The sequence below is a fragment of the Arthrobacter sp. B2060 genome (assembly GCF_059090445.1).
In genome coordinates, this window is record NZ_JBNHFR010000004.1 from 332189 (window position 1) to 356826 (window position 24638).

Sequence of the window (24638 nt, forward strand, 5' to 3'; positions counted from 1 at the left end):
TTTCTACTTCTTCCAGGCTTCGAACGAGACAGCCTCGGACGCCTTGCTTCGGCAGACGACGTCGGCCTGTCCGTTCTGGCTCTCTACGATGCTTGGGTAGAAGCAGAGGTAGTCAGCTGTTTCAAGGTTTCGGGCACCGTTTCCGGCTCCGGTCCTTTCCACCCGGGCCAGGACGGCAGTCGCCTCCTCACAGCTGAGTCCGGCGATCTTCTCGTACCGGTACCGGGCACCGAGGCATCCTGCCTGGGCGACTTTGGCCTTGTTGAGCCGCAGAGATGTGATCACCTTGGCGGTTTCCCCGAACGCGGCGGATCCCGCAAACTCCGCAGCGGCGCTGAACAGTTCTTCCTTGCTCAGCGTCTGTACGTCACGCCGCAGCGGAACGAAGCCGCTGAAACTGACGTAGTAGCCCCCCTCGCTCACTTCCACGGCAGAGCGCCCGATCGGTTCGGTGTCGTTGATGCTGCTGATCGCGTACATGGCGCCCTGGCCGCCGGCGGCCTGGCCGAAGACTCCGTGCACCACAAGTTCAACGTCCCTGCCGCCCGGGCCCGTGACGCCGGGAACGGGGCCCCGGAAACCGCTGTCCAGCCCGGCCGGTACGCTGACGTTCGGCAGACTCTTTAGCTTGTCCCGCAGGGTGGCGCGCGTGGCACCTGCCTCGTCCGTCACGGCGTAGGAGCGACTTTGCCCCGCTACTGCCGTGACCTTCCACGTCTGCGGGTAGGTGAAACTCAGGGAGCCGTCCGGCGTGGTGAAGGTTGCCAGGGCCGGCGTGGGCGTCGGGGTGGGGACGGACGACGGCGACGCTGCCGCCGTCGTCGTCGTTTGTGCGGGTGCAGAAGTAGCGCCGCCGGAAGCTGCCTGCGGCTGCGACGCATCCCCGGAGGCCGGGCCTCCGGGGATGCATCCCGCGATTGATAGCGTCAACAGTAAACTGACCCCTACGGCCCCCAATTTTGTCATCCCGCAGTCTAACCCGGTCCATTCATTTCGATGGAAAAACTGCGCGGTGCTCCTTACCGGAAGATGTTGTAGGGACCCCAGCCGCCGCCCTCCAAGGTGCGGGTGCCCCAGATGCCGTTAAGGATGGGGTAGTAGGCAAGCTGGCCGTCGGTGAACCGGGCCATCAGCCCGTATGTACCGGCGCCCTGGTAGCCTGCGAGGGTGGTGATGCTGTTGACGCTGCTCCAGCCCCTGCCGATCACGGGGTGGGTGCCGGGCTGGAAAGTTCCCAGACCGGTTGAGCGGTACAGCACCAGGCTGCCGTCGCTGCGCTTGGCCAGGATGTCCTGCGCGGTGTCCCGGTCGTAGTCGGCCATGGTGAGGTAAAGCCCGCCCCAACCACCACCGAGCCTGGTGCGGCTACCCAGCGTCCTTCCGTTGGTGTTGGGATAGTGCCACAGGACACCCGCCGCGTCACGGGCCACCAGGCCGGGGTACGCGTCAGCCTTGCGCCAGCGGCCCACGATCACCTGGTAGCCGCTCCAGCCGGAGCCGATGACCTGCCCTGGGGCGAATCCTCCTGCTGCGTTTCCCTGGTAGTAGCTCATGCGGCCGTCTGTCCATTGGGCGATCACGTCAAACACGCCGTCCTGGTTCCAGTCGGTGGCGAATCCGTTCTTCAGCCCGCTCCAGCCGGAGCCGATCCTCACGCGGGGCTGGAATCCGCCCTCGCCGTTGGCCGGGTAGTTCCAGAGCACCGCGTCGGATCCTGCGGCCAGGATGTCAGCCGCTCCCCTGATGGAGGGGCTGTTGGCGGGGCCGACGGTGATTGTCGTGGTGCTGGACGTTGAGCCAGCTTCGTTGGTGGCGGTCAGCGTCGCCGTGTAGGTCCCGGCCGCGGTGTAGATGTGGGACGGGTTCTGCGCGGTGGCTGTTTCACCGTCACCGAAATCCCACGCCCACGACGTCGGCGAGCCGGTGGAGGTGTCCACGAAGTTCACCGTCAGCGGTGCCGTGCCGGACGTCGGCGTCGCAGTAAATGAGGTGACCGGGGCGGCCGGATCTGGCGGCGTACCCAGGCTGCGGTCCGAGAACCAGTAGCGCTTGGCGACATGGTCGGTGGCCATGACAACCAGGCCGGTGGTGGCATTCACGCTCTGCTTGGTGCTCGTCACGTCGTTTATGTTGGCGGACGCTTCGTCTTCAATGACCACCGTGCCGCGGCCGGCCTCGAAGACAGGGTTGTCTATCGAGGCGGTTTTTTCGTAGATGCTGCCGGCCACACCGGAGAAAGGACAGCCGCTGACCGAGGTCGCCGGCGCGGTGTAGAGGGCGCGGACCAGGTTGTTGGCGGTGTCGAGCATGATCTGCGGACGGGAGACACAATCCCCGGCCTTGGCAATCGTCGTCTGCTCAAAGGAACCCGTGCCGGGCTTGAATACCACCAGCAGCAGCTGGGGCAGATTCGGGTCGTGCAAGCCTTCGTCGACGGCGGTCTTCACTACTGCGAACACCCGTCCGGCGGGGTCGGCCTGCAGCGATTTGATGTTCAGGTGATCATTGACCATCTTGTCTCCCTTGATGGCCTCCTTCACCTGCCACGATGTGGCCGCCACTGGATCCTCGCCGTCCTTGTGAGTGGCCCAGTACGCCGTTCCGGTGGCCTGGTCGGTCCACATGACCCCGATTTCGTCGCCTTTGAAGGCGACGATGGCCGAGAGGTCATCCGGCGTCGGGTTCGGGTCCGCGGCGGGCACGATGAACGGCGTCCCCCACCCGGTGCCCTCGGGCTGGGACTTGTTGACATAGACCGTGCTGGTGGTGCCGACGACCTGCGTCCAGGTGGCCCAGATCGCGCCAGTGGAGTCCTGGGCAATGGTCAGCGTCTCGCTGCTGCTCCCCGAGATGACGGTGGGGAAGCCATTGTCCAGCGTGTAGGCGCCGCCGGAATAGCTGTAGCGGTACAACCGGGCCTGGGCTGTCACGGAGCTGCCTGTCGTCACGTAATTGGAGGCGATGTACAGGTGGGTGCCGTCCCAGAGCGCGTCCGACGACGTGGTCCCCCGGCTGTCGCTCCTGACCCCGGTGTCCACCCAGGCGGCTGCTTCCCGGTCCAGCCGGTAGATGCTCCAGCCGCTGCCGGTGGTCCACATGTTCGCCCACCAGGAACCGTCGTTCCACCACAACTTGCTCTGTGGTTTATCCGACGTCGGAGGGTTATTGACCCCCGAATAGGTGATGCTCGGCGTTCCGACAGTGGCCGCCTGGGCGGCGGTGGAAGTACCCACCAGGCCCCCCGCGACAACAATGGACAGGGCGACCAATTGGCTCAGTCGGCGGAGGGTCTTCTTCATCTTGCTCGGCGTTTCTGTTGGGCGGTGAAAAGTATCTGTTCATCCGGATCGGGCAGCGCCTGGTCCAGGATCCGCGTGGGCCCATCCACTTCGTGGCCCGGGCCCACGTGAACTGCGATAGCAATTCATGGTGCACTGGCAAACTCTTGAAAACCTTGGAGAAAATACCGCTGCAGGCGGTGCCCCACCGGTGTTGGGGGTTTGTGGTTTGCCCTGACAGAAACTAGGCGTGCCTGGCCCGTCCCCACCGGAAGATCCCGTCCCTACCGGAAGATGTAGTACGCCCCCCAGCCGCCGCCCTCCAGGGTGCGGGTGCCCCAGGTGCCATTAAGGATGGGGTAGTACGCAAGCTGGCCGTCGGTGAACCGGGCCATCAGCCCGTACGTGCCGGCGCCCTGGAAGCCTGCGACCGTAGTGATGCTGTTGATGCTGTTCCAGCCGCCACCGACAGCGGGGTGCGGTCCGGGCTGGAAAGTTCCCGCGCCGGTTGAGCGGTACAGCACCAGAACGCCGTCGCTGCGCTTGGCCAGGATGTCCTGGGCGCTGTCCCGGTCGTAGTCGGCCATGGTGAGGTAAAGCCCGCCCCAGCCGCCACCGAGTCTGGTGCGGCTACCCAGCGTCCTTCCGTTGGTGTTGGGATAGTGCCAGAGAACACCCGCCGCGTCATAGGCCACCACGCCGGGGTATGTATCAGCCTTGCGCCAGCGGCCCACGGTCACTTGGTAGCTGCTCCACCCGGAGCCGATGACCTGCCCTGCCGCGAATCCTCCTGTTGCGTTTCCCTGGTAGTAGCTCATGCGGCCGTCTGTCCATTGGGCGATCAGGTCAAACACGCCGTCCTGGTTCCAGTCCGTGACGAATCCGTCCTTTAGCCCGCTCCAGCCGGAGCCGATCCTGACGCGGGGCAGGAATCCACCCTCGCCGTTGGCCGGGTAGTTCCAAAGCACCCCGTCGGGTCCCGCGGCCAGGGTGTCAGCCGCTCCACGAATGGAGGCATCAGCCGGCGTGTGGGGCGGCCCGTCGTCGGCCGGGCTGACGGTGATCGTCGTCGCGGCTGTTGACGAGCCGGCTTCGTTGGCAGCGGTCAACGTCGCCGTGTAGGTCCCGGCCGCCGTGTAGGTGTGGGACGGGTGCTGCGCGGTTGCCGTTTCACCGTCACCGAAATCCCACGCCCAGGACGTCGTATCCGCGGTGGAGGAGTCCGTGAACTCCACCGTCAGGGGAGCCGTGCCCGAGGTCGGAGTGGCGGTGAATGAGGCGACCGGCGCTGTCTCCTCGGGCGGGTCCACCGTGCCGAGGCTGCGGTCCGAGAACCAGTAGCGTTTGGCAACGTGGTCGGTGGCCATGACAACCAGGCCGGTGGTGGCATTAACGTTCTGCTTGGTGCTGGTTACGTCGTTCATGTTGGCCGAGGTGGCGTCCTCGATGATCGGGGTGCCGCGCCCGGCGGCAAACACCGGGTCGTCCATGGACGCGGTTTTCTCGTAGATGCTGCCGGCCACTCCCGTGAAGGCGCAGCCGCTGACCGAGCTCGAGGGCGCGGTGTGGAACGCATGGATCAGGTTGTTCTGGGTATCGAGCATGATCTGGGGACGGGACACGCAGTCACCGGTCCGGGCGATCGTCGTCTGCTCAAAGGAGCCGGTGGCGGGTTTGAAGACCACCAGCACCAGCTGGGCCAGGTTCGGATCGGACGAGCCGTCATTGAAACTGGTCTTCACAGCCGCGTAGACCCGGCCGGTGGGGTCGGCCTGCAGCGTCTTGATGTTCAGGTGGTCATCAACCAGCTTGTTGCCCTTGATGGCTTCCGTCACCTTCCACGATGCGGCGTCCCGCGGGCTTTCGTCGTCCTCGTGGGTTGCCCAGTACGCCGTCCCGGTGGCCTGGTCCGTCCACATGATCCCGATTTCGTCGCCCTTGAAGGCCACGATGGCCGAGAGATCATCCGGTGTTGGATTGGGGTCCGCAGTTCCGGGCACCACGAACGGGATCCCCCAGTTTTCGCCGCCGGGGGCGGAGCTGTTGACGAAAACGGTGTTGATGGCGCCGGCGACTTGCGTCCAGGTGGCCCAGATGACGCCGGTGGAGTCCTGGGCAATAGTCAGTGTCTCGCTGCTGTTGTTCGAAATGGTCTCGGGGAATCCCTCGTCCAGCGTGTAGGTTCCGTCCGAGTAGCTGTAGCGGTACAGGCGGGCGGGCTGCCCCGCCGCGGAGTTGCCGGAAGTCACCACGTTGGAGGCGATGAACAGGTGGTTTCCATCCCACAGTGTGTCCGAGGACGTAGTGCCCCTGCTGTCGCTCCGGGCCCCGGTATCCACCCACGAAGCCGTGTCCCGGTCCAGCCGGTAGATGCTCCAGCCGGCGCCGGTGGTCCACATGTTCGCCCACCAGGACCCGTCGTTCCACCACAGCTTGCTCTGCGGTTTGTCCGCCGTCGGAGGGTTGCTCACGCCGGCATACGTGATGCTCGGAGTGCCGACGGTGGCCGCCTGCGCTGGACCAGAAACGCCCACCAGACCCCCCGCGACGGCGACGGACAGGACGACCAGTTGGCTTAGCCGGCGGAGGATCTTTTTCATCTTTGAGGCCGTTTCAGTTGAACCACTGGGGCCATTCATGGTGCATCGGCGAACTCAGGAAAACCTTGGAGAAAAGGTGCACCACGAATAACCCCCACCCGGCGTTGGGGGTTCACTGCAGTCAGTGCCTAGGCCTGTTTCAGCCCGTCCTCGTACTCCGCCTCAGCACGGACGGCCTCGCCCCCGGGCGGCGCAGCCGGCATCTGCGGCTGCCTCTGCAACTGCTTTCCGGCAGACAACACCGGCGCGGCCGCCGGACGCTTCGGCCGCAGCACCTCGGGCCGCCGCCCATAGATCCGCCGGATAAGCGGGGGCTCTTGCTGCAGCCGCCGCAGCACCCACGGCAGGAAGTAGGTCCTCGCCCAGACCAGGTCACCGGCTCCGGCCTGCCGCCAACTCCGCTCCGGCAGCTCCCGTGGCTCCAGGGGCTGGAGAGTGTGCGGCACGTTCAGCGTGTCCAGCACCATCATGGCAATGGTGTGGTGCCCCAGCGGGGAGAAATGCAGCCGGTCCGGGTCCCACATCTGCGGATCCCTCAGTTCGCGCAGGGCCCACAGGTCGGCAACAAGGCAGTGGTGCCGGTAGGCGATGGCACGCAGGTTCTCGTTGTAGATGGCTATCCTGGCCCGGTTCCGGCCCAGGACGGGCGTGTGCCACCAGTCAGGACCCGTGAAGAGCACAATGGTGGCCCCGGTGGTGCTCAGCCGCTCCACGCCGGCGTCGAGCCGGGCAGCAAGTTTGTCCGGATTGCTGTTGTGGAACACCATGTCGTTTCCGCCGGCGGACAGGGTGATCAGGTCCGGCTTGAGCGCGAGCGCCGGCTCCGTCTGCCGGTCCAGAATCTCCTGCAGCAGCAGGCCGCGCACGGCCAGGTTGGCGTAGGAAAAGTCCTCGCGGCCCGAGCTCAGTTCTTCGGCCACGCGGTCTGCCCAGCCGCGCAGCCCGCCGGGACTGCGCTCTTCGGGATCACCCACACCTTCGGTAAATGAATCTCCCATGGCTACGTACCGGCTCCAGGGGTGCGGAGCCTGTCCCTTGCCGGAACCGCTTGGGGTGTAGCGGTCGACGGCGTTCATCGCCCATTCCTTTCGCTCGCCGCCCGCAGGCTCCCCAGCAGCTTGGGGCGTTACTGAGGTAACGCTTTCGTTTGTCCCGGAATTCCGCAAAATCGGGAGAATTTTCCCGCGGCCGTTGCTGGTGTGAACAATGCTTCCAGCGTGACAAGAGTGGCGCCACAGTACTAACGACCTGGTCCTGTTCCGCGGCTGATGGGCCAGATTGTGCCCGGCCCACCACGGTTTTTCCGCAGGGTTCCCGCAGGAGAGCAGCATTTCCCTGAGGTTCGGCTGAGGTTAGTCCAAGGTCCGTACTAATTCGCAAAAGCATTGCTAACTTCGAATTGTCGATGTGCGTTCCGCCACACAGTGTCAGGAATCTTAGACCCTGTTGGTTGGAATGCGGCGATCGCGGCTTGGGGGGCTGCATTGGTTTCTTTCTTCCGCGCTTAGCTGCTGGTTTTGTCGACTGCCGCCGGGGCCCGCTCAGGGGTTGCCGGCTTCCTAAAACCGAAAGAGAATCATCATGCGCAAATCCGCAAAGATCATCACTGCCCTGTCCGTCGCCGGCCTCGCTGTTGCCGCCGGTTCCGCCTTCACCGGCACCGGTCTCGCCACTGCAGGCCAGGCCGCTGACGACCAGTTCGTCGGCGGTACCGTGAGCCAGTCCGTGGACGGCGCGACGCTGAACAGCATCGTGTACGGCTTCACCGATGGCACGAAGACCGCTGTCAACAAGGTGACGCTGACGTTCGCGGACGCCACCGGCGGCGAGACCCCGACCGTTGCCCTGACTGGCGGATCGGCCGCGACATTCACCTGCACGCCCATTCACGCGACAACTTTCGTGTCGGTGTGCGATGCCGCTGAGGGCACTAGCCAGATCGGTGTGACCAGCGCCTCCGTCACCGTTAGCTAGTTCCCAGACCAGGACCGGCCCGTCCCGCTGGGGGACGGGCCGGCCCTCATCTTCCTGCAGTGAGAGAGTCCCCATGCCGAACCGGTTGTTACAAGGCCTGATTGCCTCCGCCCTTGCGGCGCTGGCGGGACTGGTCGCCGTCGCCGGGATTGCCTTGGCGAGCGGCCAGATAGCGATCGTCGTCACCCGCGGCGTCAGCATGAACCCGGTCTACTACCAGGGGGACCTGGTCATCGTTGCCCCGGCACCGTCGTATTCGGTGGGCGATATAGCCGCCTACAACCTTCCCGGTAAAGACGAGGTCGCGCTTCACCGCATCATCGGCGGGGACCCGGGAGCATTCGTGTTCAAGGGCGACAACAACCAATCCATAGACCCTCTCACGCCCGGCGCCGGCCAACTCGTCGGCCGTGCCGTACTCCACATCCCCCAGGCAGGGGTGTGGCTCGAACGATTCACCAGCCCACCCGTACTGGGCCTGGCCGCCTTTGCCCTGCTGGCCGGCGGAGGCACCGCAACCACCCGACACCGTCGCAAACGTAGGAGAACAGCCATGTCCCGCCATACCGGCGACCGGCCAGCCCAATTCCTGGCCGTGAACAGCCTCCCGCCGTCATTGCGGACATCCGCGGCCATTACCCTTGTGCTGGGAATCCTCGGAGCCACGCTCGGTGTCCTGGCCTGGACGGGCCCCCTCGAAGGCCCTTCGACGGCCGAAGTCAAGAGCGGCACCCGGATGGACTTCTCATACACCGCGGACGTCGGACAGACCCCCGCCTATGACAGCACCACCGCACACTCCCCGGACCCAATATTCCGCAAGCTCGCCGACACCGTCGACGTGCACTTCACCTACCACGGCGAACCCGGCAACGTCACCGTGGCGGCGGAACTGACCACCCCGGAGGGTTGGCACTCAACCTTTCCGCTCGCCAGCGCCGCCACCTTTACCGGCAACGAGTATGAGGGAACCGTCAGGCTGGATCTGAAGGCATTCGACGCCAAGGCCAAGGCCGCATCCGCCGTCACCGGCATAGCCGCAAGCCAGGTCAGTGTCACTGTCGTCCCGCGGGTGAAGACCACAGCGGGCGCCGACTTCCACCCCGAGCTCAAACTCAACCTGACCCCGCTCCAGCTCTCCCTGGCCAACGGCGAGAAAGACCTTACCGTCACCGACGCCGCTACCGTCCAGCACGCCATCATCGCCCCGCGGACACTGGGGATCAACGGCTGGACCGTCACCGCCGCCAATGCGCGGATCATCTCCGTGGTGCTGCTACTGGCAGCCCTGGCCACCGCCGCCGTCGTCGTCCTGTTCGCCCGCCGGACCGCACCGAGTGATGAAGCCGCAGCCATCCGCCGCCGCTACGCCGCCCTGCTCGTCCGCGTCCATCCGATGCCCGCGCCCCAAGGCCGGCCCGTCATCGACGTCACCACCTTCGCAACTCTGGCCAAACTTGCCGAGCGCTACGGCCTGCTCGTCCTTCACTGGACACGCAGCGGCGTGGAGACCTTCGTTGTCCAGGACGAAAACATCACCTATCGCTACCGTGCCGGGGTGATCACGTCCGAGCCGGATGTCGGAGCCGACCTCGTCGACGCCGGAGCATGACTGTCAAGCGCACGCCCGTTCGCCCGTCGGGACCTGTCAAGGTCGTCGGCCTGGGGGACTGCCGGTGAAGGCTCCGGCGGTGCCGGGACATCGGCGGCGCTGAGAGGTCCGCAGGCCCCGAACGCCTGGCGCCTTTGGGTCAGGTCAGGTCAGGTCAGGTCAGGTCATCGAGATTGTTCCCCTGTGCCTGAACTTGGCGGGCCCGGTTCATGCACCGGCGAGAGAGCTGGGCAAGGCGGTCGCGGCCAGCAGTCCGGTACAGGTCGTGGGCCCATTCGAATTCGGCTGCCGCATCACGGTAGCGGGCTTCATCGAACAGACGCCTGCCGATCTGGTGGCGGACGAGCGCTTCTGTAGCTGGTGTGCGGGCAAGACGCAGGGCTTCTTCATGCAACCTGGCCGCTTGGTGCCATTGGTACCTGCGCTGATAGGTCTGGGCAAGCACGAGCAGTGGCCTGAGCCGGTCCCGGGACGCCGCCAGTAACGCCAATCCTTCGGCGAGGGATTCTTGCTCCCTGCCCAGCAGGGAAAGGATCCATACCCGTTCCAGTGCCGTGCAGTCCCCAAGCCGCGCCTCCATGGCATCCCGGTCCAGGACGACGTCGCGCAGGGTTGCCGGATCCATGACCCAGATCTCGCTGGTCCCCGCCCCGGACAACTGGACGTCTGCGCTCATCATCTTTTCCTCGCTCTGGAATTGGGGTTCCGGACCGCAGAGTCCTCGCCCCCTTTCCGATAAGACGGGCCAGAGGTGGGCTGCACGCACGTACCAGCATAGGCCCGTCCCCTGCGACGGCACCGCATGAGATGACGGGGATCTAGCTGTACTGAGTCAGGACGTTGGTTACATCGTGAAAGGGTGAAGACCTCTTAGGTTGGTGGTTACCACAACTGCAACTGAATCTAAGAGGTCTTCACTATAGGGTGCGGCCAACCATCGCTCCTCCGACCAGAAGCTGGGCTTCGACTACGTCCACGTGGCCATTCACGGGCTGGCGTACGCTGAGGTGCTGCCGGACGAGAAAGGCCGGACCTGCGCCGGGTTTCTCACCCGGGCCGCCGCTGCCATGGCATCCCAACGGATACCCGTGAAGCAGGTTATGACCGACAACGCCTTTGCGTACCGACTCTCCCGCGACTTCCAGGACACGCTGGCAGCCTTGGGAGCCAACCACATTCTGGTCAAACCCTGCCACCCTTGGCAGAACGGCAAGGCAGAACGCTTCAACCGCGCCCCAGGACTGTTGGGCCTACCGGCAGCCCTTCACATCCAACCAGGCGCGCACCGACGCCCTACAGGCATGGCTCGACTTCTACAACAACCACCGACCCCACGGCAGCCTCGGAGGCAAGCCACCCATCAGCAGGTGTCACCAACCTACTGGCTAAGTACACCTAGTCGGCCTCGGCTGCGTCCGTGGGCGCGGTGTTGTCCTCGCAGAGGCTTTCGGGGTCGGTGAGAATGGTCTCCCCCACCTCGCTGGGTTCGTACCCCCAAGCCATGAGCGCTGTCAGGTAGTAGCGGTCGTCGCTGTAGCGGTTCCGCCAGCTCGTGCGGTCGATGTTCGCCTCGTAGGCGGTGATCATGGTGGCGACGGTGACCAGTTCGGGTGAGGAGGGCTTTTGACAAACGGAGTTTTCCGGGAAGGTAGTAGGTGCACTTACTAGTTCTGGCAAGCAGAAGGAGAACGCCATGCAGATCGATAAGAATCAGATCCTCGAGCTCCTCAGGTCCCGGGGAGACAATGACAAAGCCGCCCAGGCCGAAACGGAACTGCCCGACCAGGTCGACACCGACCAGCACGCAGGACTGCTGTCCAAGCTCGGCATCAACCCCGCGGACCTGCTGGGCAAGCTTCCCGGCGGCCTCGGCGACAAGCTCGGGGGCCTGGGCCTCTAGACGGGGCCTGGCATTTCCGAGCCGAAGACCGGGCCCGGCACTGGCCGCTTGGCCCTGAGCTCCTCCTCCGTCTGGTGCCGGATCCGCTTCAGCACCCAGGGGACCAGGTACTTGCGCGCCCAGACGAGGTCCTCGGCGCGCGCATGGCGCCAACTGCTCTCCGGCATGTCCTTGGGCAGGTAGGGCTGAAGCGTATGCGGGACGTTGAGGGTGTCCAGCACCATCTTGGCGATGGTGTGGTACCCCAGCGGCGAAAAATGCAGGCGGTCCGGATCCCACATGCGCGGATCGGCGAGCTCCTGCAGCGCCCACAGGTCTGCGATCACGGCGTCGTGCCGATGGGCAACGGTGCGGATGTTCTCGTTGAAGATGGCGATCTTCGCCCTGTTGTGCCCGATCACCGGCGTCCCACCCCAGTCCGGCCCGGCGAACAGCACGATCGTGGCCCCCGTGGTACTCAGCAACTCGACGCCGGCGTCCAGCCTCCCGGCCAACTTGTCCGGATCGCTCCCCCGGAAGACAAGGTCGTTTCCGCCCCCGGAGAGGGTGATGAGGTCCGGCTGCAGGGCCAGCGCGGGCCCCGCCTGCTGGTCCAGGATCTGGCCGAGCAACAGGCCGCGCACGGCCAGGTTCGCGTAGGCAAAGTCCTCGTGGCCCATGCTGAGCTCCTCGGCCACACGGTCTGCCCAGCCGCGCAGCCCGCCCGGGCTGCGCGGCTCTGGGTCGCCCACACCCTCCGTGAACGAGTCCCCCAGCGCCACGTACCTGCTCCACGGGTGCGGGGCCGGCTGTGCCAAACCGCGTGTCTCAGTTCCGGCACCCAAGGCGGCGCCGCTTCCGCCGTCGGCCGCTGTCAACGGAAGACGTACGACGCCGGTCCGGTCACCCTGGGAGGTGACTGAACCGGCGTCGTACTTCTTGAATGGACGGTGCATTGGACTGTCAGGTTTCTGCCTGGGAGGCGTCCTCGAGATTCAGTTAGCGATTGCCACTCATCATGGCCCCCGACTCCCAGAAAAACCTTGGGAAAACCTTGGAACGGCCCCGCCCTTTCCGGGCAGCTTCCAAGGGGCGGCGCCGGTCCGGTTCCTTAGGCCTTGCGGGTGCGCACGAGGGCGGCTACGCCTGCCGCCAGCCCCAGCAGTCCTGCAACCAGGCCTGCCCACCCGAGGGCGGTGGAGTCGCCGGCGGCAGGGGACGTTGCCGACGCGGAGGTGGACTCTGCGGCAGGCGTCTCAGCCGCCGCACCGTGGGCTCCGTGTGTGCCATGTTCCGCCGCCGCTGCCGTGGTGACGAAGGAGGGCGCCGGGTGTTCGGGCTCTGCCCCACCGGCAGCTGGCGTCTCGTTCCAGTTCACCACCGTGCCGTCCGTGTAGGCCTGGGCTGCGGGCAGCACTACCGTGGTCCCTGCCTTGGGCAGCCGCCCCACGGAAATGGAGAATGTCTGGTATTCCTGCTGTGAAATCTGGTGGGCTGCGTCCGCCGTCCAGGTGACGGACGCGGCAGCCTTGGTGATGGTTGCCCCGTTGGCCGTCACGGGCTTGGGAAGGGCCGCTTCCTTGATCTCGGCCTTCCAGCCGTCCATGGGCTTGACCGACACGGACGTGAAGGGCGTGTCCTTCGGCAGGGTGACGGTCAGCTTGGACGTCTTGGCCGTCTCGGACTCATTGGGAACCCGGAAGGTCAGCTGGGCGAAGCCGCCCTCCGAGGTTGAGGCAGGATCAACGTTCACGTGGGCGGACGCCGCTCCGGCGCCGAGGATGGTCAGGCCCGCTGCAGCGGCGAGAACCGCGGTTGTCTTGAAGGTACGGAGTGCTGTGGTGTTCATGGCGTGTTGCCTTTCGCAGGCGCCGCCCGTTTGCCGGCCCGGCGCGCATGGGTGTGGGGAAAGCTGCTTCCCGCGCACCCATCTGCGACGCCGGGAGGGGTCAGCAGGGCAAGGCACGCAGGAGGGCCGCGGCAGGCGGTCCCCGAAGGCTGTGCAGGCGCAGGTTGCGCCACGGAGCAGGGATGACAACGGGGTTGCGGGCAAAGGTCCGCGGGCCCGCAACCGGGATCGCGGCCGGGCGCAAAACGTGGACCAGGGGACGCATCCAGGCAAGGAGCTGCCACAGCGACGCCTCGCCCCGCCGCAGGAACCAGACCGTGGCAAGAACGGCAAGCACGTGGCCGGCCAGCATGGCCATCGGATCAACCCCGGCCGCCGCGTGGGCGTCCATCCCTACAGCAGCGGACGGGAGGCACTGAAGACTCGACGTGCTCGCGTGATGGTGGCTCCCGCCGGACAGCGGGGCCTGGCACACGGCGCTGACGGACAGCGTGGTGAACGCCTCGTGCAGCACCAACTGGCCGGCGCCGAGCAGGCCGAGCAGGGTTGCGAAGGACAGTTCCCGTCGGGTCAGCCAGGTCACGGGGACCAGCACAAGCGCGGCCAGGGCCACCGCGATCATCGGTGCGGGAAGGGTGCCGCCGCCGGCCACGTGGCCCGCGGCAGCCAGCCCCACGGTCAGGCCGGTGACGATCAGGGAGCGCAACAGGCGCAGGGGAGCATGGGGCTGCATCTGCTCCTCCTGTTCTCCTGATTGCATTGGCGTTCCCACTGGTTCCCAAGCTAGGAACCGGAGGATGGGGAAACCCTGCGCGGCGGCTCCCCAGAACCGGGGCCCAAACCTTGGGGCATGCCGGAATTTAGCCGCTGAACGGCTGCCCCGGGTGCCCGTCCAGCATACCTGCCGCCCGGGTTTCCGCCGTTCCTCAGCTGCTGCCCGTTCTCAGCTGCCGGTCTCGTAATGGGGCTCAGCGACGGGTTTGGACTCCGCGGAGCGGATCTCCCGCAGGTACACCGACGCGCCGACCATAACCGCCACGGCCAGGAACTCGCTCTGCCGGTTCTGGAACGACTCAAACCAGAACTGCGACGTCCCAAGGTACTCAAGGATGGTCACCGCCGGCTGGCCGTGGCACCGCAGGACTCCAGGCAGCCGAAACACTGGACCTGGACCTCATCACCCTGGACCTCGGCCTTCCGGACCTAACGGCCTGGACGTGGCGCGCCATCTCCGGGCACTCTCGACGGCGCCGATCCTCATGATCACCGCGTGGGCCGAGATTAGTGACGAACTCAACGGCGTAGCCTCCGGCGCCGACGCGTACCTCACCAAACCCTTCCACCCTCACACGTTCCGGGAACTCGTGCAGCGGCTCTGTCCGCCGGAGCCCCTCCACGCTCCGCCGGCACACCTCCAAGGCACAAACAAAGAATCACGGGCTTAGCCGGCCGGCCGCAGCGAGGTAATCATCCGCTTGATGTCCCGGTACTCGGCAGTGCCGGCATACCTTTCCGCCTTCTCCAGGTACGGCAGGGACGGATCGCCGGGCGTCTCGTTGTTCGCGGGGTTATAGAACGCCCCGAACATGGCAGCAGTGGGCGGCCACGTGAAGAAGTGGAAGATGGGGCAGGCAGAGTTCCCGGTCGGCGCCGGGCCGGACGCGATGCCGTAGGCCGCCCCCGGAGTGTTCGCCGGCCCCGGGTCCGTGGCATTGCCGCGGGTCTCGAACACATACCGGGGCGTGAGGCCTTTCTGCGTCAGAGCCGGCATCTCCTGGGAGTCCAAAACTGAGTACGGATGCCGTTCCGTACACGTGGAACCGGTGGCCATATTGGTCCGGAGGGTAGCCAGCGGCTTGCCCGCCTGGTTCGTAATTTCCGCGAACGCGCCGCCGCCTTCGGGAAGTTCGCCCGCGGGATCCCTGACGCTCCACGCCGCGGGCAGGTCGAAGGTCAGCTGGCCGTCCGCCGTCGTGTATGTCGTCCAAGCTGCCGCCGGCGGCGTGGTGGCGCCGGTCGGGCTGGGTGCCCCGTAGGAGTCCGACGTCGGCGTTGGGCCCTGCGGGGCGGCCGTGGTTGTCGAGGTGACCGGGTCGGTCACGGTGCCTGGATTGGTCGCGGTGCCCGCCGGCGGCGCTGCCTGCTGTCCGCATCCGGCAAGCATCACAGCGAAAAGAAATGCCGCGGAAACCGCGGCGCGGGACGAGGCTGTTCTGCGCATGTCATTCTCCAGGGGCCGGAAATAGGTCTCTTAAGTGTTGCGCCTTCCGCAGCTCCGTGATCTGGGCCGGGAGTGATTGACGCTGAACCGTTGTTGGCAATAACGATCGGCCCTGCGCCCTCAACTGTTCGAGTTAATGCCGGTGTCCGTTAAGTTATGGTCCCGTCCACGTGACGCTGCCGCCGCGCCTCCTGCTTCCCGGCGCCGCGTGAATGCTAGGTTCGATGGAGAAGAACCGTCCGTGCCATCCCCATCTCCAAACCCATCGAAAGAGCAACAACAGTGGAATCGCCTGCACCTGTCCGGATACTGACCGTTTGCACGGGGAACATCTGCCGCTCCCCCGTGGCTGAGCGGCTGCTCCAGGCAGGGCTGGACCAGGTGCTGCCCGGCGGCTTCGAGGTCCGCAGCGCCGGCACCCGGGCATTGGTGGGTGACCCCGTCCAGCCCCTGTCCGCGGACATCATTCACACGTTCGGAGGAACCGCGGAAGGATTCGCCGCACGGCAGCTTACGGGCAAGATACTGCGCCCGGTGGACGTGGTCCTCACCATGACCTCCGCGCACCGCGGCGAAGTCCTCCAGCTCGACGCTTCCCTGCTCAAGCGCACCTTTACCATCCGCGAGTTCGCCCGGATGCTCGATGTCCTGGAGGAACGGGAGACCCCGCCGCCAGGAGGGAGCTTTCAGGCGGGAGACGAGCATCGCGGCAACCACCATCACCGGATCAGTGCAAACACCGAGCTCTGGCGCGCCCTCCCGGCCCGTGCGGCTTCGGTGCGGCACCTGGCGCTGGCTCCCGAAGCGGCCGACAATGACGTCGTCGATCCCTACCGGCGCAGCGCCGACTACTACCGGCAGATGGAAGACGAACTCGCGCCGGCCATCATCTCGGTCCTCCGCTTCGCCAGGCTCAACGCCCCGTCCTAGGCCGGTTAAACAGCGTACGACGCCGACGCGGTCACCTTGCGTTGGTGACCGTGCCGTCGTCGTACGCCCTATGGGTTCCCCCAGCAGACCCTGACATTCGTCACCGTATTCCCGCCCCCCACGGTCCGCGCGCTGTTCGCAGGTGCCGCTTTCCTGCTGCGCGTCCCGCACCGGGATCCGGAAGTCCGAAGCATCGGGTGCTTGCCTTTATGACTATGTGGGAGCCAGGTTGGGAAAACCCTGTGGGCCGGGTGCCCCTTCATTCCGTCAGCCCTGTTCCGTCAGCTCCGGGTTCACCCGCCTTCTTGCGTGCCCTTTCGAGCCGGATGTATAGTCGCTCATCCCCGTACGGGGCGGCCCGGAGGTCAGGACTGGTGACTGCGATGAAGAAGATAATGTGGACCATTGCAGCCGTGGCGGTGGTCTTCCTGATCATTGGCGTCACTGTAGAGGCCGTCGGATTCCTGCTGTGGGTGGCACCGTTCCTGCTAATTGGTGCTGTGCTGCTGTTCTTCCTGAGCCGCTCCGGCGGCCGCCGCATCCCCTGACATCTTCACCGAGGGCGGAGGCACCCAATGCTGGGCAGCGCGCCCCCTTAGCTGATCCTGCGCCGATAGGCAGCCATGGCGAAGGAATAGGCGAGAACGAGGCCTCCGAGGCACCAGGCGAGGGCGATCCATATGTCGCTGCCCACCGGCTGTTGCGCGAACAGGTCCTGGATGGTGTTGACGATGGACGTGACCGGCTGGTTCTCAGCGAAGGCACGCACGGGCCCAGGCATGGTGTCTGTAGGGACGAACGCCGAGCTGATGAACGGCAGGAAGATGAGCGGGTAGGAGAACCCGCCCGCGCCGTCAACAGACTTCGCTGTCAGGCCGGCAATGATGGCGAGCCAGGTGAGCGCCAGGGTGAACAGCGCCAGGATTCCGGCAATGGCGAGCCAATCCAGGACGCTTGCCGATGTACGGAAGCCCATGAGGAGGGCTACCAGCACAATGATGGACACCGAGATGCCGTTGGCAACCAGCGAGGTAAGAACATGGGCCCACAGCACAGATGACCGCGCGATCGGCATGGACTGGAAGCGCTCGAAAATGCCGCTTTGCATGTCGGTGAACAGCCGGACGGCGGTGTACGCGATGCCCGAGGCGATCGCGATCAGCATGATGCCCGGCAGCAGGTAGTTCACATAATTGTCCGTGTCGGTCCTGATGGCGCCGCCGAACACGTAGACGAACAGCAGCATGAGGGCGATGGGCGTGATCGCGGTGGTGATGATCGTGTCCACGCTGCGGAAGATGTGACGCATGGAGCGGCCCAGCAGTACGGCTGTGTCTCCGAAGAAGTGGCTTCTCATGACGCGTCCTTTCCTGCCTCGACCTTGCCGTCGTTACCCACGAGCGCGAGGAAGACTTCCTCCAGGGTCGGCTGCTTTTCGACGTATTCGACCGTCGCCGGCGGGAGCAGTTGTTTCAGCTCTGCGAGAGTGCCGTCGGCGATGATGCGCCCCTCATGAAGGATGGCGATCCGGTCCGCGAGTTGCTCAGCCTCCTCCAGATACTGCGTGGTGAGCAGGACGGTGGTTCCCTGGCTGGCGAGGTCCTTGACCACCTGCCACACCTCTTTGCGCGCCTCGGGATCGAGTCCGGTGGTCGGTTCATCGAGGAAGATCACTTTCGGCCGCCCGATCAGACTCATGGCGATGTCAAGACGGCGGCGCATGCCACCTGAGTACGTCGCTACCTTCCGCGATGCGGCATCGGTGAGGTTGAAGCGTGCGAGAAGATCATCCGCAACCTGGCCGGGGTCTTTCAGATGCCGCAACCTGGCAACCAGCACCAGGTTCTCCCGGCCGGAGAGGACCTCATCCACCGCTGCGAACTGGCCGGTAAGGCTGATGGACTCCCGAACTTGGAGAGGGTGCGTCGTGACGTCGAATCCCTCGACGGCGGCCGTGCCGTTATCCGCTTTCAGCAGCGTGGACAGGATTCTCACCATCGTGGTCTTTCCCGCTCCGTTGGATCCGAGCAGGGCGAAAATGCTGCCCGGTGCCACGTCGAAGCTCACGCCCCGCAGTACGTGCAGCTCCTTGTAGGACTTTTCGATGTCATGCACACGGATGGCAGGCCCGCGGGCTGCTGTGGGGGTTGCGCTCATGATCGCTGCTCCTCGCCGCCATGGCCTGCAGCGGCGTCGATCGCCTTGGTCAGGCGCTCACGCTCTTTGTTGATCCACTGACCGCCCGCGTAGTTGCGCATGAATGTCTCCGCAAACTCCACCGGGTCGTCACCGACGATTGCGCGGATGGGCGTTCCGTCCGCGGCGCTCTGCTCGAAGAGATCGGCGAGGTCACCGAGCATCAGCAACAGCACATCGCCCTTCGTGATGGACCCGAAGTACATCAGGTACCGCTCCAGCGCGGTCGCCGCCGCGCGGTAATCCGCAGGAAGCTGCTCCACGCGTGTCTTGTATTGCCGGTACTGCTTCTTCTGCTCGAGCGATCCCGTCAGCTGCTCGATCCACCCTGCGACCATGTTATTTTCCTCCCTTGTGGAGCTCTTCGATCCGTTCTGACAAGAAGCTCCATGTTCTCCAGAACTCCTCTAGTTCCTTCTCGCCCTGGGCGTTGAGGGAGTACACCTTGCGCGGCGGCCCTTTCTCAGACGGGCGTTTCTCGACGTCGACAAGGCCCTTCTGCTCAATCCTCACGAGCAGCGCGTAAACGGTGCCCTCAGCGATCTCGGAGAAGCCCTTCGCCCGGAGCAGCGTCGTGATTTCGTACCCGTACGCCGGCTTCCCGGTCAGGAAAGCAAGAACAATGCCCTCCAGCGTCCCCTTGAGCATCTCCGTCATTTGCCTGCCCATCGGACACCTCCTCCAGCTACTCAGTGTTACTAGCTACCAGTACATAGTAGCGCTAAGTAGCAGAAGCGCAAGGGTCCCTTCGTCAGGCCCTTGATTGAAGTCCCCGTCCTTGTTGCACTTGTCTAGCGGCCCTTTGGGACCGCACGCGCTTGAACGAGCCTGAGGACAAGGAGCCAGCAGTGAGCACCAGGAAAGCCAAGCCCGGGGACGTGGCCACGCACCAGCTGATCATCATCGGGTCGGGCCCGGCAGGTTACACGGCTGCCATCTACGCTGCCCGGGCCGGCCTGGAACCACTCGTGCTGGCCGGCTCGGTCACCGCCGGCGGTGCCCTGATGAACACCACCGAGGTGGAAAACTTCCCCGGCTTCCCGGAGGGCGTCCAGGGCCCCGAACTGATGGACGGGCTGCAGCAGCAGGCCGAGCGCTTCGGCGCCAAGGTGGTGTTCGACGACGCCACGGACCTCCAGCTCAAGGGCCACCTCAAGCGGGTGGTCACCGGCGGCGGCGAGACGCACGAGGCCCCCGCGGTCATCCTGGCCACCGGCTCTGCTTACAAGGAACTCGGTTTGGCGGAGGAAAAGAAGTTCAGCGGCCACGGCGTCTCCTGGTGCGCCACCTGCGACGGGTTCTTCTTCCGCGACCAGGACATCGTCGTCGTCGGCGGCGGGGACTCCGCCATGGAGGAAGCCACCTTCCTGACCCGCTTCGGAAAGTCCGTGACCGTCGTCGTCCGCAAGGGCGAACTGCGTGCCTCCCGCATCATGGCGCAGCGGGCCAAGGACAACCCGAAAATCAGCTTCGCCTGGAACTCGGCCGTCACCGCCATCCACGGCGACGGCAAGGTCAGCGGCGTCACCCTGACGGACACCCGCACCGGCGAAACCCGGCAGCAGTCCGCCACCGGGATCTTCGTCGCGATCGGTCACGTGCCGCGCACCGAGCTGGTGGCCGGGCAGGTCGAACTGGACGCCGAGGGCTACATCAAGGTCGACTCACCCACCACCGTCACCAACCTGTCCGGCGTCTTCGCATGCGGGGACGCCGTGGACCACCGCTACCGCCAGGCCATCACCGCCGCGGGAACCGGCTGCGCTGCGGCCCTGGACGCCGAGCGCTACCTCGCCGCGCTCGAGGATGCGGACAGCATCGCCACCGCGCTGGTGGAAGAACCCACCCACTCCTGACATCTGCCCGCCAACTACGAACTGAGGACATCTTGGAGTGGCCGGCACATGAAGAATGGCCGGAGCGAGAGTGGCCGGACGGGCCACTAGTGCTCGGCGTCTACTGGAATTTCCCGGAGCATCTCGTCCGCACGGCGGCCGACCTCGCGGCCGCACTGGGACAGCATCTCGTGTGCGCCTTCGTGGATCCGGCCAGCTACCTGACCGAGTGGGACCCGAGCGGCGAGCTACTGGCCCATTCCCTGGATCCGGCGATCAACGAGGAAGCTGATTTCCCGTCCCGGGAACTGCTGCAGGCCCTCACATCTGTCCTCGGGGCACCTGGCGAGGGCTGGTCGTTCCGGTTGCTCAACGGCGATGTTCCAAAAGCCCTCGGCCGCCTGGCGGAGAGCACCGGCGCGTCACTGATCATCGTGGGCGCCGACCGGCCCGGAGCCGCGGCGTGGGTGGACAGGCTTCTCGCCGGGTCCGTGTCGGGGAGCCTGACCAGCCGTGGGCAGTGGCCCGTGCTCATCGTGCCGGACATCGAGTGATTGGGGTCTGGTCCGGCCTGCGGAGTGGGTCTACATTGCTTGGTGGGATGCTGCACCCGCGGCTCCCGGAACACGCATGCATGGTCCAGGAGGAAATGATGAGCCCCAACCCCAAGCAGCCCATGACCGATGACAGCATCAAGGTCCGCCAAGTCAACCACTACCAGTTCAGCTGGGTGGCAGGCGACCCCGGCAAGCCCGGAACCTGGACCCTCCAGCTGGTCCTTGACCAGGGCGCCTGGGAGGAAGTCCTCACCCTCGACTCGCAGGATGCCGACAACCTTCAGGACCTGCTCTCGACGTCGGAAACGGTGTTCTACGACGTGCCCCGCCGGACCCTGATGTTCGGCACTACCAGCGCCGGACACCAGTAACCACGGGCATCACTGAGAACGGGCATTACTCGAGCGGACACTGCACCGGGGCTCGAGAATAACCGAAAACTCCATCCTGCGTACACCATGGCGAAACCTTCCAAGAGCAAACTGGGATCGGATGCCGATTACCTGGAAGGGAATCCACAATGGGGACTCAGGACGAACTCACTGCCGCGGCGCGCGAAGACCTCTCGCCCGGTGACCTTGTTGAAGCGCGGCGCGGCGGGCGTCTGCTGCACCGGGGCACCGTAACGGATGTGGCCCACAACCACGGCCTGCTGTGGATCATGGACACCCTCACGGGCGGGCGCAGGTTGCTTGACCACTCCGAACTGGAGATCACCCGCGCCCCGGCACCTGAAGGTCCCGCGGCCGTCCCGCCCCAGGTCCCGGCGGCCGGCTAGCACCCCCCATATGGGCGGTTTGTCGCCGCCGGTTTCCAAGGTTTCTTGGAGCGAGATGACGCACGATGGGCGTAGTCGCGCCGGAGTTGAGAAGCATGTCTTCCCTCCATTGACACGCAGTTTCCGCAGGCCATAGCCATGGGGGCCGGGCTGGGCCGTAGCTGATCCCGGACGGGTTGGTTTTCCTCGTCCGGATGACTTTCATCGCCGAAGAGAAACTACGAAATGATGAAAAAAACGCTCCGCTGGTTCAGCCGTTTGCTCGTTCTGTCCGTTGTCGCCGCGGGAGGCCTGGTGGGCGTTTCAGGCCCAGCGCAGGCGGCCACCGTCGGCACTCCGAGCATCACGTATTCCGGGGTGAGCAACCCTCCGACGGCGGATAAACCGCAGAGCAAGCTGTGGTGGAATGACGGGTCCTGGTGGGCGAACATGTGGACCACGGGCAGCGGGTGGAGCATTTACCGGCTGGACCGGGATACCGACACGTGGGTGGATACCGGGGTGCGGAGCGACAGCCGGGGCAGCAGTTCATCGGACACGTTGTGGGACGGCAGCAAGCTGTATATCGCCTCGAACGTGGTGACTTCCGGTTCGTCGGCGTCCGGGCAGCCCGCCCGGCTGTACCGTTACAGCTACTCGGGCGGGAGCTACTCTCTGGACGGCGGGTTCCCGGAGACCATTTCGAACAACAGCAGCGAGTCGCTGACCATCGATAAGGACTCCACCGGCGTCATCTGGGCCACCTGGACCCAGGCCACGAGCACCGCGAACACCGTTTTCGTGAACAGTTCCGGCCCCGGCGGCACGGGCTGGGGGACCCCGTTCGTGGTGCCCGGCGCGGCGGATCCGAACCCGACGCCGGATGACCTGTCCGCCATCGTGGCGTTCCGGAACGACCAGATCGGGATCATGTGGACGGACCAGGCCACCGGGACCGCGCACTGGGCTACGCATACCGACGGGGAGGATCCCCGGGCGGCGTCCTCGTGGCGGCACCGCGAAGCGATCCGCGGGAACCGGCAGGTGGATGACCATCTGAACATCAAGACGCTGCAGGCCGACCCGACCGGCCGGGTCTACGCCGCGGTGAAGACCAGCCTCAATGACGGCTCGACGGACCCGAACCTGGCCCAGGAGGTGCTGGTGGTGTTCAAGCCGGGCACGGGGGCCTTTGAGCAGACCACGATCGCCCGGACCGGGGACTGCGTCTCGCGTCCGCAGATCATGCTCGATACCGAGAACAACCTGGTCCGCGCCTTCCACACCGCACCCTCGACCACGGTCAGCGGCTGCCCGTTCTCCGGGGTGGCCGGCAGCATCTATGAAAAGACCGCATCGATGGACAACCCGGTCTTCGGGACCGGCCGCGGCACCCCGGTCATCGAGGACGCCAACTCGGCCAACATGAACAACGTGACCAGCACCAAGCAGAGCGTGAACGCGGCCACCGGGATCGTCGTCATGGCCACCGACCACGTCGCCAAACGCTACTGGTATTCGGACCGCAGCCTCGGCACCCCGCCCCCGCCGCCCGACGGCGCCCCGACCGCGTCGTTCACGGCCTCGCCGACGTCCGGCACGGCACCGCTGACGGTGAACTTCACCGACACCTCCACCGGCGGCCCGCTGTCCTGGGCGTGGGAGTTCGGTGACGGCGAAACCGCCACCGCGCAAAACCCCTCGCACACCTACACCACCGCCGGGACCTACACCGCGACACTGACCGTCACCAACGACGAAGGCTCCGATACCAGCACCAGGACCATCACCGTCAATCCCGACGGCGGCACCTCACCGGAGATCGCCGTGCGCAGCACGCGGACGGCGTCCACGGAAACGGCGACCACCACGGTCTCCCTGCCCGCACCTGCCGGCCGGGCCGCCGGTGACGTCCTGGTCGCGTCCTTCACCGCGGACAAGAACCCCACGGTTGCCGTCCCGGCGGGCTGGACCGCGATCACCAGCGGGCTCTCCATCGGCAGCGGCGCCCGCGCCTTCGCCTACTACCGGGTCGTTGGCTCCGCCGACCCCGCCACCTACACCTGGACGCTCAGCACGGCCGTGAAGTGGGGCGGCGGCATCACCGCCTACACCGGCGTCAACACCACCACACCGCTGGACAGCACCGTGGCCACCGCCGTCAACGCGACGTATCAGGCGACCAGCATCGCCGTGGGCAGCATCACCACGGCCAGCAACGGCGCCCTGCTCATCGGCGGCCTCGGCTTCGACAGCTCCAGCCCGGCAGCCACCGCTCCCACCGGCTGGACCGAGCGCTGGGAAACCACCGGCGGCCAGGTCGCGGAGCAGGCCGACAGGACCCAGGCCACGGCCGGCGCCGCCGGCACCGCCACCTGGACCTTCAGCACCGCCAAAGCCGTCGCCGCCTGGCGCACCGCCCTGAAACCGGGCGGGACGGTGCCGCCGCCCGGGCCCACCGCGCCGGTCGCGTCGTTCACCGCGACGCCGACCTCGGGCACGGTCCCGCTGGCGGTGAACTTCACCGACACCTCCACCGGTTCGCCGACGTCGTGGGCGTGGGAGTTCGGTGACGGCGCCACCGCTACCACGCAGAATCCGTCCCACACCTACACCACGGCAGGGACCTACACCGCGCGGCTGACCGCCACCAACGCCGCCGGCTCGAATTCCACCACGCGGACCATCACGGTCAACCCGGTCAGCGGGCCCGCCGCCCCTGTCGCGTCGTTCACGGCGACGCCGACCACGGGCACGGCACCGCTGGCGGTGAACTTCACCGACACCTCCACGGGTTCGCCGACGTCGTGGGCGTGGGAGTTCGGTGACGGCTCCACGTCAAGCTCGCAGAACCCGTCCCACACCTACACCACGGCAGGGACCTACACCGCGCGGCTGACCGCCACCAACGCCGCCGGCTCGAATTCCACCACGCGGACCATCACGGTCA

Annotated in this window: 26 protein-coding genes and 1 pseudogene; 12 read left to right on the top strand and 15 right to left on the bottom strand. The window is 65.9% G+C overall.

Features of this window, described 5'->3' with window-relative positions:
* Positions 1-3: 3 nt before the first annotated feature.
* The 4 genes from AC5RUM_RS10335 to AC5RUM_RS10350 form a co-directional block, all read right to left on the bottom strand.
* On the bottom strand, positions 4-930 hold the full coding sequence (locus AC5RUM_RS10335; RefSeq protein ID WP_494034836.1) for a hypothetical protein: 927 nt from the start codon (positions 928-930) through the stop codon (positions 4-6).
* A gap of 89 nt (positions 931-1019) precedes the next feature.
* Positions 1020-3299 (bottom strand): PKD domain-containing protein, encoded by a 2280-nt coding sequence (locus AC5RUM_RS10340; protein ID WP_494034837.1) that lies wholly within the window; start codon positions 3297-3299, stop codon positions 1020-1022.
* 263 nt (positions 3300-3562) lie between these two features.
* The gene (locus AC5RUM_RS10345) at positions 3563-5878 is read right to left on the bottom strand and encodes a PKD domain-containing protein (protein WP_494034838.1); all 2316 of its coding nucleotides are present in this window, start codon (positions 5876-5878) and stop codon (positions 3563-3565) included.
* A gap of 128 nt (positions 5879-6006) precedes the next feature.
* Positions 6007-6954: an SGNH/GDSL hydrolase family protein gene (locus AC5RUM_RS10350; protein WP_494034839.1), complete on the bottom strand. Its 948-nt coding sequence runs from the start codon at positions 6952-6954 to the stop codon at positions 6007-6009.
* Positions 6955-7459: 505 nt separating this feature from the next.
* Between AC5RUM_RS10350 and AC5RUM_RS10355 the strand changes: the two genes are divergently transcribed.
* Both AC5RUM_RS10355 and AC5RUM_RS10360 read left to right on the top strand, forming a co-directional pair.
* Complete coding sequence (locus tag AC5RUM_RS10355; protein WP_494034840.1) at positions 7460-7852, top strand: hypothetical protein; 393 nt, start codon at positions 7460-7462, stop codon at positions 7850-7852.
* A 73-nt stretch (positions 7853-7925) separates the two neighbouring features.
* Positions 7926-9464: a S24/S26 family peptidase gene (locus AC5RUM_RS10360; RefSeq protein ID WP_494034841.1), complete on the top strand. Its 1539-nt coding sequence runs from the start codon at positions 7926-7928 to the stop codon at positions 9462-9464.
* A gap of 154 nt (positions 9465-9618) precedes the next feature.
* Here AC5RUM_RS10360 and AC5RUM_RS10365 read toward each other — a convergent pair whose 3' ends face one another.
* Positions 9619-10140 carry a hypothetical protein gene (locus AC5RUM_RS10365; protein ID WP_494034842.1) on the bottom strand — a complete coding sequence of 174 codons (522 nt, stop codon included), beginning with the start codon at positions 10138-10140 and terminating at the stop codon, positions 9619-9621.
* Positions 10141-10420: 280 nt separating this feature from the next.
* Between AC5RUM_RS10365 and AC5RUM_RS10370 the strand changes: the two are divergent.
* Positions 10421-10853: pseudogene (locus tag AC5RUM_RS10370) on the top strand (integrase core domain-containing protein); the annotation flags it as partial.
* 6 nt (positions 10854-10859) lie between these two features.
* Here the strand turns inward: AC5RUM_RS10370 and AC5RUM_RS10375 are convergent.
* Positions 10860-11051, bottom strand: a complete 192-nt coding sequence (locus AC5RUM_RS10375; protein WP_494034843.1) for a hypothetical protein — start codon at positions 11049-11051, stop codon at positions 10860-10862.
* A gap of 106 nt (positions 11052-11157) precedes the next feature.
* Here AC5RUM_RS10375 and AC5RUM_RS10380 point away from each other — a divergent pair, with 106 nt between their 5' ends.
* Positions 11158-11364, top strand: a complete 207-nt coding sequence (locus AC5RUM_RS10380; protein ID WP_494034844.1) for a hypothetical protein — start codon at positions 11158-11160, stop codon at positions 11362-11364.
* Here the strand turns inward: AC5RUM_RS10380 and AC5RUM_RS10385 are convergent.
* The 4 genes from AC5RUM_RS10385 to AC5RUM_RS10400 form a co-directional block, all read right to left on the bottom strand.
* On the bottom strand, positions 11361-12299 hold the full coding sequence (locus tag AC5RUM_RS10385; RefSeq protein ID WP_494034845.1) for an SGNH/GDSL hydrolase family protein: 939 nt from the start codon (positions 12297-12299) through the stop codon (positions 11361-11363). The genes AC5RUM_RS10380 and AC5RUM_RS10385 overlap by 4 nt on opposite strands.
* Positions 12300-12454: 155 nt before the next feature.
* Positions 12455-13192 carry a YcnI family copper-binding membrane protein gene (locus AC5RUM_RS10390; protein WP_494034846.1) on the bottom strand — a complete coding sequence of 246 codons (738 nt, stop codon included), beginning with the start codon at positions 13190-13192 and terminating at the stop codon, positions 12455-12457.
* 100 nt (positions 13193-13292) lie between these two features.
* Positions 13293-13925 carry a hypothetical protein gene (locus tag AC5RUM_RS10395; protein ID WP_494034847.1) on the bottom strand — a complete coding sequence of 211 codons (633 nt, stop codon included), beginning with the start codon at positions 13923-13925 and terminating at the stop codon, positions 13293-13295.
* 210 nt (positions 13926-14135) lie between these two features.
* Complete coding sequence (locus AC5RUM_RS10400) at positions 14136-14354, bottom strand: DUF6766 family protein (RefSeq protein WP_494034848.1); 219 nt, start codon at positions 14352-14354, stop codon at positions 14136-14138.
* A gap of 55 nt (positions 14355-14409) precedes the next feature.
* Here AC5RUM_RS10400 and AC5RUM_RS10405 point away from each other — a divergent pair, with 55 nt between their 5' ends.
* Positions 14410-14637, top strand: a complete 228-nt coding sequence (locus tag AC5RUM_RS10405; RefSeq protein WP_494034849.1) for a hypothetical protein — start codon at positions 14410-14412, stop codon at positions 14635-14637.
* On the opposite strand, the gene AC5RUM_RS10410 is transcribed toward AC5RUM_RS10405, so the two are convergent.
* On the bottom strand, positions 14634-15413 hold the full coding sequence (locus tag AC5RUM_RS10410) for a hypothetical protein (RefSeq protein WP_494034850.1): 780 nt from the start codon (positions 15411-15413) through the stop codon (positions 14634-14636). The genes AC5RUM_RS10405 and AC5RUM_RS10410 overlap by 4 nt on opposite strands.
* A 282-nt stretch (positions 15414-15695) precedes the next feature.
* Between AC5RUM_RS10410 and AC5RUM_RS10415 the strand changes: the two genes are divergently transcribed.
* Together AC5RUM_RS10415 and AC5RUM_RS10420 are read left to right on the top strand one after the other, a co-directional pair.
* Positions 15696-16343, top strand: coding sequence for an arsenate reductase/protein-tyrosine-phosphatase family protein (locus AC5RUM_RS10415; protein WP_494034851.1), 648 nt, complete (start codon positions 15696-15698; stop codon positions 16341-16343).
* A gap of 395 nt (positions 16344-16738) precedes the next feature.
* Positions 16739-16891, top strand: coding sequence for a hypothetical protein (locus AC5RUM_RS10420; protein WP_494034852.1), 153 nt, complete (start codon positions 16739-16741; stop codon positions 16889-16891).
* 47 nt (positions 16892-16938) lie between these two features.
* Here the strand turns inward: AC5RUM_RS10420 and AC5RUM_RS10425 are convergent, their stop codons facing one another.
* From AC5RUM_RS10425 to AC5RUM_RS10440, 4 genes are read right to left on the bottom strand one after another with little or no spacing between them, the layout of a single operon-like run.
* Positions 16939-17700: an ABC transporter permease gene (locus AC5RUM_RS10425; RefSeq protein WP_494034853.1), complete on the bottom strand. Its 762-nt coding sequence runs from the start codon at positions 17698-17700 to the stop codon at positions 16939-16941.
* Positions 17697-18500, bottom strand: coding sequence for an ABC transporter ATP-binding protein (locus AC5RUM_RS10430; protein ID WP_494034854.1), 804 nt, complete (start codon positions 18498-18500; stop codon positions 17697-17699). Before AC5RUM_RS10430 ends, AC5RUM_RS10425 begins: the two co-directional genes overlap by 4 nt.
* Positions 18497-18877 carry a DUF1048 domain-containing protein gene (locus AC5RUM_RS10435; protein ID WP_494034855.1) on the bottom strand — a complete coding sequence of 127 codons (381 nt, stop codon included), beginning with the start codon at positions 18875-18877 and terminating at the stop codon, positions 18497-18499. Before AC5RUM_RS10435 ends, AC5RUM_RS10430 begins: the two co-directional genes overlap by 4 nt.
* Position 18878: 1 nt before the next feature.
* Positions 18879-19208 carry a PadR family transcriptional regulator gene (locus AC5RUM_RS10440; RefSeq protein WP_494034856.1) on the bottom strand — a complete coding sequence of 110 codons (330 nt, stop codon included), beginning with the start codon at positions 19206-19208 and terminating at the stop codon, positions 18879-18881.
* 209 nt (positions 19209-19417) lie between these two features.
* On the opposite strand from AC5RUM_RS10440, the gene trxB reads away from it, so the two are divergent.
* The 5 genes from trxB to AC5RUM_RS10465 all read left to right on the top strand — a co-directional run.
* Positions 19418-20395, top strand: a complete 978-nt coding sequence (gene trxB / locus AC5RUM_RS10445; protein WP_494034869.1) for a thioredoxin-disulfide reductase — start codon at positions 19418-19420, stop codon at positions 20393-20395.
* Between the two features lie 32 nt (positions 20396-20427).
* Entirely contained in the window at positions 20428-20928 is a 501-nt protein-coding gene (locus tag AC5RUM_RS10450; RefSeq protein WP_494034857.1) for a universal stress protein, read from the top strand.
* A 98-nt stretch (positions 20929-21026) separates the two neighbouring features.
* Positions 21027-21302 carry a hypothetical protein gene (locus AC5RUM_RS10455; RefSeq protein WP_400579188.1) on the top strand — a complete coding sequence of 92 codons (276 nt, stop codon included), beginning with the start codon at positions 21027-21029 and terminating at the stop codon, positions 21300-21302.
* Between the two features lie 149 nt (positions 21303-21451).
* Positions 21452-21709 carry a hypothetical protein gene (locus tag AC5RUM_RS10460; protein WP_494034858.1) on the top strand — a complete coding sequence of 86 codons (258 nt, stop codon included), beginning with the start codon at positions 21452-21454 and terminating at the stop codon, positions 21707-21709.
* Between the two features lie 225 nt (positions 21710-21934).
* Positions 21935-24638 (top strand): PKD domain-containing protein (locus tag AC5RUM_RS10465; RefSeq protein ID WP_494034859.1); only part of this gene is annotated, 2704 nt, incomplete at its 3' end.